Raw genomic sequence first — 16,761 nt, 5'->3', positions numbered from 1 at the left:
CCTCACAGCAGGAGTTCGGCCACCTCGGTGAGCCGGTCGGCCATCTCGGCGTAGGAGGTGTAGCCCATGCCGGCGTGCACGAGGGCGCCCGCGTAGGCGAACTCGAGCGCGCGGACGACGCGGGTCTCGGTCTCCGGGAGCGGGCCGCCGTCGCTCTCGGGGGAGAGGGCGACGACGAGCCGGCGGCGGATGGCGAGGCCGATGCGGGCGCGCAGCTCCTGGACGTCGGGGTCGCCGCCGAGCATGGCGGTCGTGCAGGCGGCGGCGAGCTGCGGCTCGTCGGAGACGAGCAGCGCGATCTCCCGGAGCACGGCGACCACCCGCTCGCGGGGTCGCCCCGGCGTGGCCTGGACCGGCGGGAGCGCGCTCAGCCGCCGCCAGAAGACCTCGGTGATCAGGTGATTCTTCGAGGCGAAGTAGGTGTAGGCGGTGGCGGGCGCGACCCCGGCGCGGCGCGCGACGTTGCGCACGGTCAGCCCGTCGAACCCGGTCTCGCGGACCTCCTCGACGGCGGCGTCGGTCAGCCGGCGCACGGTGTCGGCCTGGCGGCCGGTCAACCGCCGCCGGGTGGCCTCCGTCATCAGCTCACCGGACATGTGTCCAGACACTAGTTCAGGCCTCAGGAGGACGCAAGGATCGTGTGATACGGGGCGAAATTTGGCGGTTGGTGCCAATGGGGTGGTTGACTCCGCTAATGTCTGGCTGGTTCGGGGGGCTGCAGATGCGGAGGAAATGTGCGCCGTTCCCTGTTGGTCACTGGTCTGACGGTGCTCGCGATCACCGCCTCGGCCTGTGGAGGTTCCAAGCCGAGTGACAAGAAGGACGCCGCGGCCGTCGCGCCGCGCGACGCGGCGGTGAGCCCCACGGCCACGCCGCACAAGGTGGTCGTCTTCGTCGATCGCAAGAAGCGCGCCGAGACCATGACGACGGCGGCGACCGTCGGGGAGGTGCTCGCCCAGCTGAAGATCCAGCTTGGCAAGTTCGACCTGGTCACGCCCGCCGCGGGCGAGGCACCCGCCGCCACGATCAAGGTGCTGCGGCTGCTGTCCAAGCCGAAGACCGAGAAGGTCACGATCCCGGCGCCGACGGTCGAGAAGAAGGACGGCAAGCTTCCGCCCTTCACCCGCAAGGTGACCCGGGAGGGCCGCTCCGGCCTCAAGATGGTGACGACCGCCTACGTGCCGCGGCACGGCAAGAAGGTCAAGGCCGTCATCGACCAGGAGATCAAGCGCAAGCCCGTGTCGCGGATCGTCGCGCTCGGCCCCCAGGGCGCCGGCACCGGCTCGGCGGCCCGGCTCAACTGGGCGGCGCTGGCCAAGTGCGAGTCGGGCGGCAACCCCGGGGCGGTGAACCCGGCCGGCTACTACGGGCTCTACCAGTTCAACCGGCAGAGCTGGGCGACGGTCGGCGGTTCGGGACTGCCCAGCCAGGCGTCCGCGGCCGAGCAGACCTACCGGGCGCAGCTCCTCTACAACCGGGTGAACGGCCGTTGGCAGGGCCAGTGGCCGAACTGCGGCCACTTCCTGTTCAGCTGAGTTCGGCTGAGAAAGCGTCACGGGCGGGGTGCGGGGGGAGCACCCCGCCCGTTAGCAGGGGGAAGGGGCAGGTCCGTGGCTGCCGGGGGAAGCTCACGGGCGGGGGTGCGGGGGGAGCACCCCGCCCGTTAGCCGGGGGGAAGGGGCGATCAGGGATCCGGCCGCCGGGGGGACGCGCGGGCGGCCGAGTGGTCTTCTGTTCTCGGGGCCTACCAGTCGTCCGGCAGGCACTCAGTGACGCTAAGAGACGTGTTCAGGCACGTCAACGGCCCGCTGTCGACAATGTCGAACAGCGGGCCGCGAGGTCCGAGCCACACCGGTGTTTCGGCGTGCTTGCGTATCTTCGGATAAACCTTCGGTGGATGTGATGTCGGTCACATGAGGTGGTCGAGGTGGACGATCCGGAGCAGGCGACGGAGCCGATGGTCCGGATCGGTCAGCGTGAGCCGGCCGCCCGATCGGCCGGCCTCGTTGGCGCACCGCACCAGGGCGCCGAGTCCGCGAGCGTCGCAGAATGACATGCGGGACGCGTCGATGACGACGTCGGGCCCGTGCCGGATGATCACCTCGAGCACGAGGTCTTCGAAGGCGCCTGCGCAGGCGATGTCCAGTTCGCCGCGGACCGAGACCACAGGAGCCGCTCCCGGGCGTACCCGCACGATCGTCATGAGCGCCGGTGCGAGGCGCTCCCAGCCTTCCGGTATGGCCGTCATCCACCCTGAAGTAGGCGGATAGGCCAGCGGCTCTCCTGCCATGAATGTCCCCGGATCAGAAGCGGCGGAGCCCCCTGGTGTACGCCCCGCCCCCCCGGCGCGGCGCTGAGCGGCCGTAACGGCCCGATCTCCGCCTGGTAAGAGAATGGTCGCTGCACGGCAATGGGCGACGCTAGGGCCAAAGGTCCCATAGACGGCAAAGCCGCAGTTCATGCCCTACGCTGACCGCCGTGTCGGAGATCATCGATTACGGACGGTTCGGCGAGCGGCTGCGGCGGGTGATGCCGCGGTGGGACGATCGCGGCCGCATGACCCCCGGCGAGTTCGCCGCGCACCTGGCCGACACCGGCCCGCGCTGGGAACTGCTGCGGGCGTTCCAGGAGGAATGGGGGTACGAACCGCCCGGCGGCGAACCTCGCTGGCCGCGCTGGTCGGAGTCCGAGCACGAGGCGTACGTCCGCCGCCTCAAGGCCGAGTGGACCGGCGAGGAGGACGACGAGTTCGCCCGCGTCGACCTGACACTGCCGATCCCCGCGGCGCTGGACGAGTGGTGGGACCTGCCGTTCAACTCCTTCACCTACCAGCCGCGCCTCTACTGGACGAACCCGGAGTGGCCGCCGACGGTACGGCCCGACCCCACCGGCTACGGCGTCTCGGACGGGCTGCCGCCGGGCAACCCGTTCGTCGGGCCGGACGACGACCACCGGGTCTGCGTGTTCAAGGCGGAGTACCAGTACTGCAACGAATGGGGGTACCCGGCCGCCGACGCCGCGCTCGCCGACCCGAAGGTGCTGGTCAGCGCCGAGGACGGCTGGGTGGTGCAGTCCCGGTCGATCTCGGAGTTCTTCCTGCAGCTGGCCGTGATGCGGCTGCCCGGCCACTTCGGCTGGACCGTGCGGCTGTACGAGGCGGAGCCCGAGCTCGTGGACCGGATCCGGCGGACCTTCCCGGAGCTGGGCCTGCAGCCCTGGCGCGAACTCGGCAGCCGTTCCGTCGCCTACGGCGCACCCGACGCGATCATCTACCTCGACGGAGGGGGATACGCCGACTGCCCCTTCGTGGTGCACGCCCGGACCCGTACGGCCCTCGAGGACCTCGCCCGTGCGCTCGGCGTCGACTGGAGCGACGACATCGAGTCCCCTCCGGCCGACGCGCCGGATCCTCAGGACACCGCGGAGCCGGCGGCGCCGGAACCGCTGTCGCTGCGCCCGGGTCAGTCCGACCCCGACGGGCGGTGGACCGTGGAGGCCGTCTCGGACCAGCCGCCGTCGCCCTCCGAGCCCGAGCTCCCGGCACCGCTGCGCGACGCCGTCCGTACGGCGCACGACGCGGGGGTGACGGCGGTCGCCTGGCGGCGGTTCGAGGGCCTGGGTGTCACGGTGGTGAGCGGGGACGCGGCCGGGCTGGTGAACCTGTGGCTGCCCGACGACGATGACGAGCCGGCCGGGATCGGCCGGCAGAGCGGGTCCGTGGTCGCGGTGAGCACCGAGCGTCTGCCCACCGGACCCGCCGTGGCGGCGGCGTGGAGCACCGGCACGGTACGCCTGTGGGACGTGGGCTCCGGCCTCGACGCGACGCTGAGCCTCGGATCGGGCATCGAGACGCTGAGGCTGGATCCGGAGGGGACCCTCACCGTCGGCGGTTCCACCGGGAGCGCCACTCTGCGCCTCGACCCCGAACTCCTGTGGCCGCGGCGGGAGCTGACGGAGCTGCTGTACCGGTTCACCTGGGAGAACCTGGACGGCGGGCAGGGCCCCGCCGGCGAGGTCCCGGACCGCATCCTCGCGGCGGCGTCCGCCGACGCCGCGACCGCCGAGGCCGCGCTGCCCGATCTGCGTGCCGCGCTGTGCGGAGGAGGAGCGGTCTTCCCGGCGACCGTGGCGGCCGCTCCGTACCTCGTGCTGCTCGCCTCCGATCCGGAGAACCACGTCCGGGGCCCGGTGCTGTCGCTGCTGACGGAGATCGCGCGGGCCACCGCCGAACCGGCCGACGCCGCGGCGGACGCCGAGCCCTGGGCCGAGCACGTCCGCTCGACGATCGAGGAGTGCCTTTCCCTCGTCGCCGACCTGCTGGGCGACGCCGACCCGGGCGTCCGTGAGGCGGCGGAACGGCTGCTGGCGGAGTTCCCCGAGCAGGAGACCAATTCGTTTCAACAGAGTTGAAATCCCGGAAAATGACGATCGCGTGAACCAAGCGATCATCTCCGGCGTCTTCTCAGTGAAGAGACGCTAACAGCGCGGGCGCACCGCTCCCGGACCCATTCGGCGATCTAACGACGTTCGCCCGAGATGAGTCGGCGGTGCGCTGAAGTGAGCGCTGACCGTCCCTTATCGAACTCACTGAGCGGTTCACCAGAAGGGTGAAAATGCGACGAATGCTCATGGGGGCCGGCGCAGCGGCGCTGGCCTTCGGACTCGGCGCCGGTACGGCGCACGCGGCCACTCCGGCCTGGCGGATCACCCAGGCCACGAAGCACCAGGGCATCAACGACCTGACGGTCGCGCCCACCGGCAGCAGCTGGGCCGTGGGCGAGCAGACCGTCAACGGGAAGGACCGGCTGCTCATCCAGCACCTGTCCGGGACGACCTGGAAGGACGTGAAGCTGCCCGCGAACTGGTCGATGCCGCTCAAGGTCATCGACGCTTCGTCGAGCAAGAACGTCTGGGCGTTCGGCGAAGACGGCTCGGTCGTGCGCTGGAACGGCAAGAAGTGGACGTCGTCGAAGCTCGCCGGCGGCTACCACGCGACCGACGCCGAGGCGATCAGCGCCTCCGACGTGTGGGCGGTCAACGGAGGCGGCACGGCGCGGCACTGGAACGGCAAGAAGTGGGTGAGCGTGAAGCTGCCCGCCCAGGTCGGCTCCATTCACGCGGTGTCCGCCAAGAACATCTGGGCGGCCGGGAGCATCGGCTACACCAAGGGCGCGCTGATCCACTGGAACGGCAAGGCATGGAAGGTCGCCAAGACCGTCACCCTGCCCAAGCCGAGCGATGACGCCACCACGACCTTCATGGACGTCACCGTGTCGGGCAAGAGCGTCTGGGCGGTCGGCTCGCAGTCCTGGGAGTGCGGCGTGGACGGCGACGACACCTGCTACAAGCCGCTGGCGCTCCGGCTGACCGGCACGAAGGCCAAGACCTTCGTCGCCACGAAGGGCGTCGGCTACACCAAGGTGGCCGCCGACGGTTCGGGCGGCGCGTGGATCCTGCAGGGTGGGTGGGACCCGACGTTCGTCCACGTCACGGGCGACAAGCTCACCTCCGCGGCCGCGCCGCGCCCGGCCAACTACGACGTCAACCTCTCCACGCTGGAGAACCGTCCGGGCACCAAGACCGTCTGGTCGGCCGGCGGATCGTACCCGGAGGGCGACCCGGACGACCCGACCGGCTACGGCCTCTACCTCAGCGCCGGCTGAGCGTCCGCCGATCCATACGCGTGATCCGTACGGGCCCGGGACACACGTCCCGGGCCCGTACGTCATTCAGGCCCGTTCAATGGTCCGCGAGCCGGCCCAGGAGGGGGACCGTGCGGGCCAGGGCACGTTGTTCTTCGGGGCTGAGCTCACTGCTGATCGCCTCGGCCAGCCAGCCGGCCCTCCTGGTCCGCTGGCTCCGCAGCGCGGCGCGTCCCGCGTCGGTGATGGTGAGCAGATTCTTGCGGCGGTCGTGCGGGTGCGGCCCGGAGGAGATCAGGTCGAGGGCGATGAGCTGCCCGACGGTACGCGCCACCGACTGATGCCGCACGTGCTGCCGATCGGCCAGCTCGCTGGTGCTCATGGGGCCTTCCCGGTCGAGATTGCCCAGGACGGCCGCCTGCGGGGCGGGCAGGTCCGTCCGGTCGCGGGCCCGCCGCACCAGCCGTCCGACGGCCAGCCGTAGTTCGCGGGCGATCTCGTCGACGTCCACCTCGCTCACACGGGGACTTTACAGCCTTGCTGTATATTCGGCAGAGATATACAGCAAGGCTGTACAAATTCGAAGTGAAGGGACGTCGGACATGCGGCTGACCAAGCTGGGACACGCCTGCATCAGGCTGGAGAAGGACGGCACGACGCTGGTGGTGGACCCCGGCGGGCTGACCGGGCCGGAAGCGCTGGAGGGCGCCGACGCGGTGCTCGTCACCCACGAGCACTTCGACCACTTCGACGAGGGTGCGCTCCGTGCCGCGCTCGAGGCGTCGCCGGGGCTCCGCGTCTGGACCAACGGCGCCACCGCCGCCAAGCTCGACGGGCTGGGCGGCCGGGTCACGGCCGTCGGTCACGGCGACGCCTTCGACATCGGAGGCATCGGCGTGGAGGTGCACGGGGAGTGGCACGCGGTCATCCACCCGGACATCCCCCGCGTCGGCAACGTCGGGTTCCTCCTCGACGGGAAGGTCTTCCACCCGGGCGACGCCTTCACCGTGCCGGAGCGGGCGGTCGACACCCTCATGGTGCCGATCAGCGGCCCCTGGCAGAAGCCCGCCGAGGCCATCGACTACGTCCGCGCCGTCAAGCCCGCCCGCGCCTTTTCCGTACACGACGAGATTCTCAGCGAGGTCGGCAAGACCGTCGTGAACGGCCTGCTCGGCGACAACGGTCCCGGCACCGGCGCCGCGTACGACCGCATCGCGCCTGGTGACACGGTCGAGCTCTGATTCGGGAGGGTGCGCGGGGGCGGGCGCGCTCCCGCGCACCCGCCGTCCCCTGACAGAGTGTCATTGCCGATCCCGAACGTGAGCGTTGCGATCGATTCACTCTTTGTTAAGAACGGCAAAATAGCCTTTTGGAGGTAAACGCCGCCGGGCGGAGGACGGGACCGATGGGCAACTGGTCATTCCTGGTCGTGGCCGTCGTGATCACGGCCTTGGCGTTCGACTTCACCAACGGCTTCCACGACACCGCGAACGCGATGGCGACCTCGATCGCGACCGGTGCGCTGCGTCCCCGCGTCGCGGTGGCGATCTCGGGAGCGCTCAACCTGGTCGGCGCGTTCCTGTCCACGGAGGTCGCCAAGACGATCTCCGGGGGGATCGTCAACGACTCTCTCATCACACCTTCGATGATCTTCGCCGGCCTGGTCGGCGCCATCATGTGGAACCTCGTGACCTGGCTGCTCGGCCTGCCGTCGAGCTCGTCCCACGCGCTGTTCGGCGGCCTGATCGGCGCGACGTGGGTGGGCGCCGGGGTCAAGGGCGTCCACTTCAGCGTGGTGATGGAGAAGATCGTCATTCCCGCGCTCGCCTCGCCGCTGATCGCCGGCGTGGTCGCGATGACGGCCACCTACCTGGCGTACGTGATCACCTCCCGGGGGAACCGGGACCAGGTCGGCCGAGGATTCCGGGCCGGGCAGATCGCCTCGGCCTCGCTCGTGTCACTGGCGCACGGGACCAACGACGCGCAGAAGACGATGGGCGTCATCACCCTCACGCTGATCTCCGCGGGCATCCTGTCGCACGGCGCGGGACCGCCCTGGTGGGTCGTCCTGGCGGCGGGCCTGGCGATTGCGCTCGGGACGTACATCGGCGGCTGGCGGATCATCCGGACGATGGGCAAGGGACTCACCGACATCGAGTCGCCCCAGGGCTTCGCGGCCGAGACCTCGGCCACCACCGTCATCCTGGCCTCGTCCCATCTCGGGTTCGCGCTGTCCACGACGCAGGTCTGCTCCGGCGCGATCCTCGGCGCGGGGATCGGCCGCCGGCTCGCGGAGGTGCGCTGGAGCGTCGCGGGCCGGATGGTCCTGGCGTGGGTCTTCACCCTGCCCGCCGCGGCGGCGGTCGGCGGGGTCGCCGCGGCAGTGGCCGAGCAGGGCACCGCGGGGATCACCGTGGTCTTCCTCGCGGCGGTCGCCGTGGCGGTCGCGATCTACGCGATCTCCCGGCGGAACCCGGTGCACGCCGCCAACGTGAACGACCAGCCGACGACGACGGTCCTGCCGCCTCCGCAGGCCTCCGCGGCGTGAGAGGGGTACGCGATGGACATCAAGTGGAACGCCCTCGGTGAGGTGGCCGCGGTCGCCTTCGCCGTCGGCGTGGCGATCGTCGTGATCTTCTCGGTCGGCATCCTCTCGTGGTCGGTACGCCGGCCCGAAGGCGCCCACTACGGCCGGGAGTCGACGCTCGCCACCGCGGCGTCGGGCCTGTGCTTCCTCGCGTGCGCCGCGATCGTCGGCTACGGCATCTACCTGATCGTCCCGCAGTTCCACTGATCCGGCCTCGCGAGCGGTCCGGCAGCCCGGTCAGGACCGGTGCCGCCCGGCGTGCCGGCGAGGTGCCGGCGCCGCCTTACGGCTCCGGCGACGGGGCGGTGTCGCCCTGCAGGTCCGCGGCGATGGTGGCGAACTCGGCGATCAGTGGGCTCCGGCGGGTGCTGTCCCAGGCAAGGCAGACCTGGTTCGGCGGGATGTCGGCGATCGGAACGTACGTGACGTCCGGCCGGGTGTAGAAGCTCACCACCGACAACGGCAGGACGACGACGCCGTGGCCCGCGGCCACGTGTTCGAGCTTCTCCTCCACGGCGTGGAAGATCGGCTCCGGGCGCCGCCCTCCTGGACGCCGGAGCTCGGTGGCGATGTCGCGCCACTCGGGAACGGCGTCGGGGTCCTGGAGGAGGCGCTCGTCGGCGAGGTCGGCGATGTCGATGACGTCCTTGCCCGCGAGGCGGTGGTCGGCGGGCAGTACGGCGACGCGCGGCTCGGTGAGCAACGGCCGGATCCGCAGCCCACGCTGGTCGACCGGCAGGCGCACGTACCCGATGTCGACCCGGCCGTCGCGGACGACCTCGACCTGGTCGTCCCAGGTCGTGCGCACGACCTCCACGGTCAGCCCGGGGTGGCGTTCGCGCAGTGCCCGGACCGCCGGAGTGACGATCAGTCCGGGCATGAACCCGACGATGAAGGCGTCGGTGCCGCGCGCGGCGCGCGCGACGCGGCGGCGCAGCGCCTCCGCCGAGGCCAGGAGAGGACGGGCGTCCGCGAGCAGTTGCTCGCCCGCGGGGGTGAGCTCGGTGGCCCGCTTGGTGCGCACGAACAGCTGGGCCTTCAGCTCCTCCTCGAGCGCCCTGATCTGGCGGGACAGCACGGGCTGCGCGATGTGCAGGGCCTCGGCCGCCCGCCCGAAGTGCAGCCGCTCGGCCACCGCGACGAAGTAACGCAGCTTCCGCAGATCGACGTCCACCAGCGCCTCCTCGGCTCCCTGATACCTCGAGGGTATTGCAGGCGGGGCAGGAGGTCTTGGACGCAGGCGGTGATCCGGCGACATTGTGGAGGGGTCGGTAATCCCGTCTGCGAAGGACCTCATCATGGATCTGCAGGGTCAACGCGTCGTCGTACTCGGCGGCACTTCGGGCATCGGCCTGGCCGCCGCGGAGGCGGCCGCCCGGCAGGGCGCCCTGGTCACCGTCGGCTCCAGCAGGCAGAGCAGCGTCGATCGCGCGCTCACCCGGCTGCCCGGCGGCTCCGACGGCCGCGTCGTCGACCTCGCCGACCCCCGGGCGGTGACCACGCTGTTCGACGAGTTCGGTGGGTTCGACCACCTGGTGTACACCGCCGGTGAGCCGCTCACGCTGATGCCGCTGAACACGCTCGACCTGGACGCGGCGAGGAACTTCTTCACGCTGCGCTACTTCGGCGCCCTGGCGGCGGTCCGCGCCGCGGTGCCGCACCTGCGCAAGGACGGTTCGATCACTCTCACCACCGGCGTCGCGAAGGACCGGCCGGGCCCGGGCTGGGCGGTCGCGGCGAGCATCTGCGGCGCCATGGAGGCGCTGACCAAGGCCCTGGCCGTCGAACTGGCACCGATCAGGGTGAACGTCGTGTCGCCCGGCATCGTACGGTCCCCGCTGTGGTCCGAGATGGGCGAGGCGGACCGTGAGCGGATGTACGCCGACGTCGGCGGCGCGATTCCGGTCGGGCGGGTCGGTGAGGTGGAGGACGTCGCCCGGGCGTACGTGTTCCTCATGACCGAACCGTTCGCCACCGGCACCGTCCTCACCGTGGACGGTGGGAGCGTCCTCGTCTGAGCCGGACCGCGCCCGCGGCGACGGCTCCTGCCAGGCCGATCACACCGAGGACGACGGCCAGGTGGACGCCGTACGCCTGGGGCAGCCGCGAGGGATCACCCGCCCGGCGGCCGAGTCCGAGGACCATCGGCAGCGCCACGGCCGAGACCGAGCCCGCGAGGACCAGCGACACCCGGACGGGCCCGCGGTACGGCTCCGGGATCCGTCCCGTCAGCGCCGCCGCCGCGAGCAGCAGCGGGGCCAGCAGCAGGTCGTGGGCGAGGGCCGCGCCCGCGAACCAGACGAGCCAGCCGGCCGGGCGGGTGTCGGCGGCGTCGCGGAGCAGCCCGACACCGCCGACGCCGATCAGTGCGGCACCGAGGCCGTAGACGACGAGACGTCCCCTCATGGCCCGTGCACCACCAGCCGGGCGATCCACTTGGTCTGCAGCACGCCGGGACGGTCGGGTGCGATCAGGCGGCACGGGTGGCCGTGGTCGAGCGACAGCGGCTCGCCGTTCAGGTCCAGGGCGAGGAGCGTGAGCTCGTCGTGCCAGTGCGGAGGGTCCACCTCCGAGGTCCGGTACCGCCCTCGCGCCTCCAGAGACTCCACCCGGACACGGGCGTCCGCGTCGACGCCCGCCGCGTAGAGGACGTCACGGAGGCGGACTCCCGCCCAGGTCGCCTCCGCGCTCCAGCCCTCGACGCAGGCGATCGGCAGCCGTACGACGTGGCGGGGCATGGCCCGCAGATCGGCGAGGGAGAGGGAGAGCTCGCGCGTCACGTCACCGGTGACGGCGAGCCGCCAGGCCGGATCCCGGGTCACGCCGGCGGCCGCGGCGGTCTTGTTGACCGGCAGGCGTTGCGGTCCCACACCCGGCCGGCGTGGGGCCAGCAGCGCCAGCCCGCCGAGCGGCGTGAACGTCTCTCCGACGGTCACCAGCCCGACCAGGCCGCACGCGCCCGCGACGGTGGCGAGGACGCCCCGGCGCGACGGCCCCATCGGACGGGTTGCCGGGCCGCCCGCGTCCTTGCCGCCCCACAGACCCCGCACCTTGGCCCACTGGTTCGCGACGTGGATGAGGAGCGCGCCGTAGACGATGTAGGCCGTCCAGTAGTGCGCCGCCGGGAAGAAGAACGGGAACGGATAGAAGTACGCGATGTTGAACAGCCCGGTCACGAGCTGGAACAGCGCGCCGGCGACCAGCGGGAAGACCAGCGCCCGTTCGATCGCGTGCCCGGCCGAGCGCACCGGCGGCCACTGCCACAGCTTCGGGTAGACCGTCCACAGCTTGGCGAGCAGCAGCGGAATCGTGGCCAGGCCGCCGATCACGTGCAGGCCCTGGGTGAGGCGGTAGAGGCCGACCGGCCGGGACGGCCAGACCGCCCATCCCGGCGGATGCTGCATGAAGTGACTGATCAGGCCGGTGACGAACGCCACGGTGAAGCTCACGCCGAGCCCGATGCCGAGCCACGCGGCGGTCCGCTCGTCGCCGCCCCGGCCGCCGAACCGGCGGACCGCGGCGATCAGTCGGTCGGGGCGAGGTCGGTGAACCATCGCTCGGCCGCCGAGCCGGCGGACCGCGGCGATCAGCCGGTCGGGGCGAGGTCGGTGAACCGTCGCTCGGCCGCCGGACCCGCCGGCGATCAGCCGGTCGGGGCGAGGTCCGCGAACCATCGCTCGGCCTCCGTCCAGACCTCGGCGACGCGCAGCCCGGCCTGCTCCGCGTACGCGCCGATCGCGTCCCGGCCGACGTGCGCCCAGCGGAACCAGCCGCTCGCCCGCCGCCCGTCGCGCAGCCGTATCCACTCGGTGCGCGTCACCGGGTGCAGCTCGACGACGGCCCGGCCGCCCCGGTGCAGCAGCGCCTCGACGCGGTGCAGCAGGACCACCGGGTCGCCGCCGATGCCGATGTTGCCGTCGGCCAGTAGCACCGTCTCCCAGCGCCCGGCGCCCGGGAGGTGGTCGAACACGTCGCGGACCAGGGCCAGCCCGCCCGCCGCGCGCGTCATCTCCACGGCGTACGGGGTGACGTCGATGCCGAGTGCGGGCAGGCCGCGCTCGGCGAGTGCGACGGTGAGGCGCCCGGGGCCGGACCCCACGTCGAGTGTCGGCCCGGCGCAGCGGTCCAGCAACGCGTCGTCGCCCGGCCGCCCGTCGCACCACTGGTCCACCGGCAGGCGTTCCCGCCGCCCGTCGGCGTGCTCGATCTCCACCGACCCGAGCCCGGCGAGCGATCCCTCGTACAGTCCGCCGATCACTGTGCGGCCTCCCTCGGACGGGCCGACAGGGCCGCGGGGCGCGCGGGAGCCGGGATACGCCCATCCGTCCGGTCGTCCGGGCAGTCGGTGGGGGCCGGGGTGTGGTCGTTCGTGCGGTCGTCCGGGCTGTTCGTGGGAGCCGGGGTGCACCCGTTGGCCCGGCCGTCCGGGGGGCCGGAGCGACGCTCGTCCTTCCGGCCGCCCTGGCCGGAAGGACGAGCGGACGACCGGCCGTTCCCCGGGCGCGGTGCGGTCAGGGCGGTCAGTGCGGCCGCGAAGCGTGTTCCGGGGGCCTGCGCCGCCACCCGTACGGCGTCGTCGGCGGTGTCCACGTCGGTCAGCGTGTCGAGCGTGGTGACGCGCATGCCGCGCAGCCGGGCACGCTGGTGTGCCCCCGTGTCCGGGCGGGACATCGGCACGCCGAGGAACAGCCGGGGATCGGGCTCGCGCAGGCCGATGAGCCAGAAGCCGCCGTCGGCGGCCGGGCCGAAGACCGCGTCCCCGTCCTCCAGACTCCGTACCGCCCGGGTGAGCGCGGCGGGGGCGACCTGGGGCGTGTCCATGCCGACCAGGACCGCGGGGCCGTCGGCGTCGGCGAAGGCGTTCGCGAGCCTCTCGTCCAGGCCACCGCCCCGCTGCGGGATCACCTCGAACCCTTCCGGCAGCCACGGCCCCGGACGCCCGGCCAGGACCAGCACGCGCCGCGCCGCCGGGGTCGCGGCGACGGCGGCGAGAGTGTCAGCCAGCGCGGCCTCCGCCAGCGCGGCCGCCTGTTCGGGCGTGTACGGCGGTGTGAGCCGCGTCTTCACCCGGCCGGGCACCGGCTCCTTGGCGATGACCAGCAGCGTCGTCATACCGTCTCCAGCACGCGTCGCATGTCGCGGACGGCCTGCAGCGTGCCCCGGACGGTGCCGGTGACCTTGGAGCGGCCCGTACGGGGGTGGTAGGCGACGTCCGTCTCGGCGATCCGCCAGCCCGCGGCACGGGCGCGCAGCACCATCTCCAGCGGGTAGCCGGACCGCCGGTCGGTGAGGCCCAGGCCGAGCAGGCGGTCTCGCCGGGCCGCCCGCATCGGTCCGAGGTCCCGCAGGCCCGCCCGGCGCGCGACGACGGCGTTCCCGAGCCGGGCATGCGGCGGCCAGGCGCGGAGCGACAGCGGGCGCCGCCGGCCGAGCACGAGATCGGCTTCGTCACCGGCGAGGAGGCCGACGACCTTGGGTAGGTCGGCCGGATCGAGGGACGCGTCCGCGTCCATGAAGCAGACGATCTCGGCGGTCGCGGCCAGCAGCCCGGCGTGGCAGGCGGCGCCGAACCCGCGACGCGACTCGGGGACGACCAGCGCCCCGTGTTCGGCGGCGACCTCCGCCGAGCCGTCGGTGGAGCCGTTGTCGACCACGATCGGGCGATAACCCTCGGGCATCCGCGTCAGCACCCACGGCAGTGCGGCGGCCTCGTCGAGGCAGGGCAGTACGACGTCGATCATGTCGGCGACGCTACGCCCGGACCTCGGTGATCGACCCTTACGGAGTGATGACGGGGTGGTTCGGGCAACATCACCAGGCTTGCCGTGGTGGTCGACTCAGAGAGTCGCCGTCGCGGGACGGCGGCCGCCAAGATGGGCGGGAACAGAGGTGAGCGCCGCCACCACGAGCACGGTTGCGAGCACCAGGGTGATCAGCTGCCGGGGAGCGGGAAGCGTGGCTCTGTCGCTGTCGCCGCCGGTGATCGTGTTGATGGCGGTGAACAGCAGGAAGCCTCCCGGGAAGACGCCCAGGATGGCGCCGAGGAGTGCGGGCAGCACCTGCGTGGTCGCCAGTGCGACGGTCGTTTCCTGGGGGGTTGCGCCGAGGGCCCGTGCCAGCGCCGACGCGTGCCGGTTGTCGAGCACCGTCGCCCAGGTGATGACGATGGCGTTGACCGCCGCCAGGGAGAGCAGGATGACCGTCCAGACGAGGAGCACGTGCCGCAGCACCGCCACCTGGGCTTCGGTGTACGCGCCCGTGCCTGGCTGGTCGCCGAGGAAGGTGTTGAGCACCAGCAGGACGTAGATTCCGCTGACCGTGACCGCGATGCTGACCACACCCAGTACCACCCGTCGCGGCCGGCGGGCGGCGACCCGCAGAGCGAGCAGCAGCGGGACGGGCAGTCGCGCCGAGAGAGTGATCAGCCAACCGGTGCGGCGGGGTGGGCGTGCCGCGTCGGCCAGCGCGCTGACGGTGCTGGAGCGGGCCGCGCGCAGGGCCGGAACAGCGGTCGCCACCACCGCGACGCCGAGTGCCACGGCGGTCACCAGACCGATCGTGGACCAGGTCAACGACGCCGTCCCCGCGCTACCGACGAGGCCGGCACTGGACTCGGTGAGCAACGGAGCGGTCAGCGCTCCGATCGTCAGCCCGGCCGCGGCCGCGACGACGGCCACTAGGAGATACTCCGCGAGCAGCACGGCAGCGACCAGGCTCGGGGTGCCGCCGACTGCCTTGAGGAGTCCGACGCGTCGAGTCTGATCGGCCATCCTGCCGCCGACCAGCACCGAAAGACTGGCCACGGCGAGCAGGCCGAGCAGCCAGGCGCCGATCAGCAGCAGGATCTGGGAGTCGTGGGCCAGGTCGGTGGCGTCGGTAAGGATGCTCTCCCAGCTCTGCATCGGCATGGCGCCGCCATGATCGCCGCCCTCGACGAATGCCTGGGCCTCGTCCGGGTCGGCCAGCTTCAGGTTCATCACGTAGGACAGGGAATTCTGGTCCGAGGCGAGGCCCCGCACATCCGCCTGGGTGAGCCAGACCAGCCCGGGATTGTGCAGCAACCCCGCCGGCAGGCTCCGGTCGTCGGGGATGGCGCCGTTGATGCAGCCGGCGGAGACGATGCAGGACGCCCCGGGATAAGGCGGCATGGCGGCGGTGACCGCGACGCCGACGACCTTGAACGACCTACCGCCCAGGGTGACCGAGTCACCGACGCTCACACCGAGCGAGTTGGCGAAGGCGGCCTCGAGCACCACGCCGCCCTCGCTGACCCACCTGCCCTGCGTCACCTCGGGCTGATCGACCGCCGCGACAGTGGCGTCGCGCCCTTCGACCTGCACGTCCGACGTCCGGTCGGACGTCTCGAGCTTCCCCGCGACGACGGGGTACGGTCCGCTGTGCTCGATGACGCCGGAGGCGGTGGCCAGTTTCTCGAGGTCGGCGAGGTCGGTGGCCCGGCCGACGTTGGCGACCACGTCAGGTCCCCTGGTCGCGGCCCGGGTGTTCTGATACGGGTCGCCGGCCGCGTCGCGCAGGACGAGCCCGAGCGTCAACGTCGTGGTGGCGGCCAGGATGGCGATCAGCAGAAGCGCGGCCTCGGTGCGGCGGCGCCGGAGGTCTCGCAGGGCGAGGCGGATCACGAGGAGGATGCGGCCCATCGCGGTCAGTCCTCCAGCCGGATGAGCGCGCCAGGCAACCGGGCCTCGTCCACGAGCGCGCCGTCGCGCATCGAGAACTTCCGGTCCGCGGTGGCCGCGATCCGCGCGTCGTGGGTCACGATGACCAGCGTCTGCCCGGCATCGTGCAGGTCCTTGAAGAGCTGGAGGACATCCAAGGTGGCGGCGCTGTCCAGGTTTCCGGTCGGTTCGTCAGCGAGGACGACCAGCGGCTCATTGCTCAGCGCCCGGGCGACCGCGACCCGCTGCCGCTGGCCGCCCGACAGCGCAGAGGGCAGGAACCGCGATCGGCCGGCGAGACCGAGCTGATCCAGCAACTCCTCCGCTCGCCGCCGCGCGGCCCGGGGCGAGCGTCCGGCCAGCAGCGCCGACAGCTCGACGTTCTCCACGGCGGTGAGCTCCTCCATCAGGTGGAAGGACTGGAAGACGTAGCTGACGTCGGTCCGCCGCATCCGGGCCAGGGCCTTCTCGCTGATGTCGTCGATGCGCCGGCCGTTCAGCCACACCTCTCCGCCCGAGGGCCGGTCCAGCCCGCCGAGAAGGTGCAGCAGCGTGGACTTCCCGCAGCCGCTCGGCCCCATGATCGCCACCGTCTCTCCGTTGACGATGTCAAGATCGACCCCGTCGACGGCGCGCACCAATCCCTCCCCCTTGCCGTACTCCTTGCGCAACCCGCGGGCGCGCATGTCGACGACATTGCTCACGATCCACTCCTCTTAAGGTCCGGTTCTTCTCACAGGCCTCGAGCCGAGGCAGGTCCGCCTGAAGCCGCAGCACGATGCCCTGCATGCAGGCCGTTCACCGGGACGGCGGCGCAGAGGGCTTTTGATCACGGCCGCCAGCGTGGCCTGAACCG

The 16,761-nt window shown here is 72.0% G+C and carries 18 protein-coding genes; 7 read left to right on the top strand and 11 right to left on the bottom strand.

Going from position 1 to position 16,761, the window contains the following annotated elements; all coding sequences use genetic code 11:
• Positions 1-2 precede the first annotated feature (2 nt).
• On the bottom strand, positions 3-596 hold the full coding sequence (locus ABEA24_RS46670) for a TetR/AcrR family transcriptional regulator (RefSeq protein ID WP_345441426.1): 594 nt from the start codon (positions 594-596) through the stop codon (positions 3-5).
• 138 nt (positions 597-734) lie between these two features.
• Between ABEA24_RS46670 and ABEA24_RS46665 the strand changes: the two genes are divergently transcribed.
• Entirely contained in the window at positions 735-1,535 is an 801-nt protein-coding gene (locus tag ABEA24_RS46665) for a resuscitation-promoting factor (protein ID WP_345441423.1), read from the top strand.
• Positions 1,536-1,909: 374 nt separating this feature from the next.
• On the opposite strand, the gene ABEA24_RS46660 is transcribed toward ABEA24_RS46665, so the two are convergent.
• On the bottom strand, positions 1,910-2,248 hold the full coding sequence (locus ABEA24_RS46660) for an STAS domain-containing protein (RefSeq protein WP_345441420.1): 339 nt from the start codon (positions 2,246-2,248) through the stop codon (positions 1,910-1,912).
• Positions 2,249-2,478: 230 nt separating this feature from the next.
• Here ABEA24_RS46660 and ABEA24_RS46655 point away from each other — a divergent pair, with 230 nt between their 5' ends.
• Complete coding sequence (locus ABEA24_RS46655; protein WP_345441417.1) at positions 2,479-4,410, top strand: WD40 repeat domain-containing protein; 1,932 nt, start codon at positions 2,479-2,481, stop codon at positions 4,408-4,410.
• 203 nt (positions 4,411-4,613) lie between these two features.
• Positions 4,614-5,663: a hypothetical protein gene (locus ABEA24_RS46650; RefSeq protein ID WP_345441414.1), complete on the top strand. Its 1,050-nt coding sequence runs from the start codon at positions 4,614-4,616 to the stop codon at positions 5,661-5,663.
• Between the two features lie 76 nt (positions 5,664-5,739).
• Here ABEA24_RS46650 and ABEA24_RS46645 read toward each other — a convergent pair whose 3' ends face one another.
• Positions 5,740-6,162 (bottom strand): MarR family winged helix-turn-helix transcriptional regulator, encoded by a 423-nt coding sequence (locus tag ABEA24_RS46645; protein ID WP_345441411.1) that lies wholly within the window; start codon positions 6,160-6,162, stop codon positions 5,740-5,742.
• Positions 6,163-6,244: 82 nt separating this feature from the next.
• Between ABEA24_RS46645 and ABEA24_RS46640 the strand changes: the two genes are divergently transcribed.
• The 3 genes from ABEA24_RS46640 (at position 6,245) to ABEA24_RS46630 (ending at position 8,436) form a co-directional block, all read left to right on the top strand.
• Positions 6,245-6,883 (top strand): MBL fold metallo-hydrolase, encoded by a 639-nt coding sequence (locus ABEA24_RS46640; protein WP_345441408.1) that lies wholly within the window; start codon positions 6,245-6,247, stop codon positions 6,881-6,883.
• Between the two features lie 164 nt (positions 6,884-7,047).
• Complete coding sequence (locus ABEA24_RS46635; protein ID WP_345441405.1) at positions 7,048-8,190, top strand: inorganic phosphate transporter; 1,143 nt, start codon at positions 7,048-7,050, stop codon at positions 8,188-8,190.
• A gap of 12 nt (positions 8,191-8,202) precedes the next feature.
• A complete protein-coding gene (locus ABEA24_RS46630; RefSeq protein WP_345441402.1) occupies positions 8,203-8,436 on the top strand; it encodes a hypothetical protein in 234 nt (77 codons plus the stop codon).
• Between the two features lie 76 nt (positions 8,437-8,512).
• Here the strand turns inward: ABEA24_RS46630 and ABEA24_RS46625 are convergent, their stop codons facing one another.
• Positions 8,513-9,403, bottom strand: a complete 891-nt coding sequence (locus ABEA24_RS46625; protein ID WP_345441399.1) for a LysR family transcriptional regulator — start codon at positions 9,401-9,403, stop codon at positions 8,513-8,515.
• A 124-nt stretch (positions 9,404-9,527) separates the two neighbouring features.
• On the opposite strand from ABEA24_RS46625, the gene ABEA24_RS46620 reads away from it, so the two are divergent.
• Positions 9,528-10,247 carry an SDR family oxidoreductase gene (locus ABEA24_RS46620; protein WP_345441396.1) on the top strand — a complete coding sequence of 240 codons (720 nt, stop codon included), beginning with the start codon at positions 9,528-9,530 and terminating at the stop codon, positions 10,245-10,247.
• Here ABEA24_RS46620 and ABEA24_RS46615 read toward each other — a convergent pair.
• The 7 genes from ABEA24_RS46615 to ABEA24_RS46585 form a co-directional block, all read right to left on the bottom strand.
• A complete protein-coding gene (locus ABEA24_RS46615) occupies positions 10,216-10,635 on the bottom strand; it encodes a hypothetical protein (RefSeq protein ID WP_345441393.1) in 420 nt (139 codons plus the stop codon). The two genes, ABEA24_RS46620 and ABEA24_RS46615, sit on opposite strands and share 32 nt — an antisense overlap.
• Positions 10,632-11,903, bottom strand: coding sequence for a molybdopterin-dependent oxidoreductase (locus ABEA24_RS46610; RefSeq protein WP_345441390.1), 1,272 nt, complete (start codon positions 11,901-11,903; stop codon positions 10,632-10,634). The genes ABEA24_RS46615 and ABEA24_RS46610 overlap by 4 nt, the downstream gene beginning before the upstream one ends.
• Positions 11,873-12,487: a class I SAM-dependent methyltransferase gene (locus ABEA24_RS46605; protein ID WP_345441387.1), complete on the bottom strand. Its 615-nt coding sequence runs from the start codon at positions 12,485-12,487 to the stop codon at positions 11,873-11,875. Before ABEA24_RS46605 ends, ABEA24_RS46610 begins: the two co-directional genes overlap by 31 nt.
• Positions 12,484-13,341, bottom strand: coding sequence for a TIGR04282 family arsenosugar biosynthesis glycosyltransferase (locus ABEA24_RS46600; protein WP_345441384.1), 858 nt, complete (start codon positions 13,339-13,341; stop codon positions 12,484-12,486). The genes ABEA24_RS46605 and ABEA24_RS46600 overlap by 4 nt, the downstream gene beginning before the upstream one ends.
• Positions 13,338-13,970 carry a glycosyltransferase family 2 protein gene (locus ABEA24_RS46595; protein WP_345441382.1) on the bottom strand — a complete coding sequence of 211 codons (633 nt, stop codon included), beginning with the start codon at positions 13,968-13,970 and terminating at the stop codon, positions 13,338-13,340. The genes ABEA24_RS46600 and ABEA24_RS46595 overlap by 4 nt, the downstream gene beginning before the upstream one ends.
• A 96-nt stretch (positions 13,971-14,066) precedes the next feature.
• The gene (locus ABEA24_RS46590) at positions 14,067-15,887 is read right to left on the bottom strand and encodes an ABC transporter permease (RefSeq protein WP_345441378.1); all 1,821 of its coding nucleotides are present in this window, start codon (positions 15,885-15,887) and stop codon (positions 14,067-14,069) included.
• A 5-nt stretch (positions 15,888-15,892) separates the two neighbouring features.
• On the bottom strand, positions 15,893-16,609 hold the full coding sequence (locus ABEA24_RS46585; RefSeq protein ID WP_345441375.1) for an ABC transporter ATP-binding protein: 717 nt from the start codon (positions 16,607-16,609) through the stop codon (positions 15,893-15,895).
• Positions 16,610-16,761: the final 152 nt, after the last annotated feature.

Origin of the sequence: Actinoallomurus vinaceus, from assembly GCF_039542055.1 — a bacterium.
Classification (GTDB): Bacteria; Actinomycetota; Actinomycetes; order Streptosporangiales; family Streptosporangiaceae; genus Actinoallomurus; species Actinoallomurus vinaceus.
The sequence above is the reverse complement of the archived record's forward strand: the minus strand, read 5'-3'. Positions and strand labels throughout refer to the sequence as shown.

Coding starts and splice junctions, on each gene's coding strand:
- ABEA24_RS46590 (WP_345441378.1), bottom strand. CDS start 15,887: ATGGGCCGCATCCTCCTCGTGATCCGCCTCGCCCTGCGAGACCTCCGG.
- ABEA24_RS46610 (WP_345441390.1), bottom strand. CDS start 11,903: ATGGTTCGCGGACCTCGCCCCGACCGGCTGATCGCCGGCGGGTCCGGC.
- ABEA24_RS46660 (WP_345441420.1), bottom strand. CDS start 2,248: ATGACGGCCATACCGGAAGGCTGGGAGCGCCTCGCACCGGCGCTCATG.
- ABEA24_RS46650 (WP_345441414.1), top strand. CDS start 4,614: ATGCGACGAATGCTCATGGGGGCCGGCGCAGCGGCGCTGGCCTTCGGA.
- ABEA24_RS46615 (WP_345441393.1), bottom strand. CDS start 10,635: ATGAGGGGACGTCTCGTCGTCTACGGCCTCGGTGCCGCACTGATCGGC.
- ABEA24_RS46620 (WP_345441396.1), top strand. CDS start 9,528: ATGGATCTGCAGGGTCAACGCGTCGTCGTACTCGGCGGCACTTCGGGC.
- ABEA24_RS46630 (WP_345441402.1), top strand. CDS start 8,203: ATGGACATCAAGTGGAACGCCCTCGGTGAGGTGGCCGCGGTCGCCTTC.
- ABEA24_RS46640 (WP_345441408.1), top strand. CDS start 6,245: ATGCGGCTGACCAAGCTGGGACACGCCTGCATCAGGCTGGAGAAGGAC.
- ABEA24_RS46670 (WP_345441426.1), bottom strand. CDS start 596: ATGTCCGGTGAGCTGATGACGGAGGCCACCCGGCGGCGGTTGACCGGC.
- ABEA24_RS46595 (WP_345441382.1), bottom strand. CDS start 13,970: ATGATCGACGTCGTACTGCCCTGCCTCGACGAGGCCGCCGCACTGCCG.
- ABEA24_RS46635 (WP_345441405.1), top strand. CDS start 7,048: ATGGGCAACTGGTCATTCCTGGTCGTGGCCGTCGTGATCACGGCCTTG.
- ABEA24_RS46600 (WP_345441384.1), bottom strand. CDS start 13,341: ATGACGACGCTGCTGGTCATCGCCAAGGAGCCGGTGCCCGGCCGGGTG.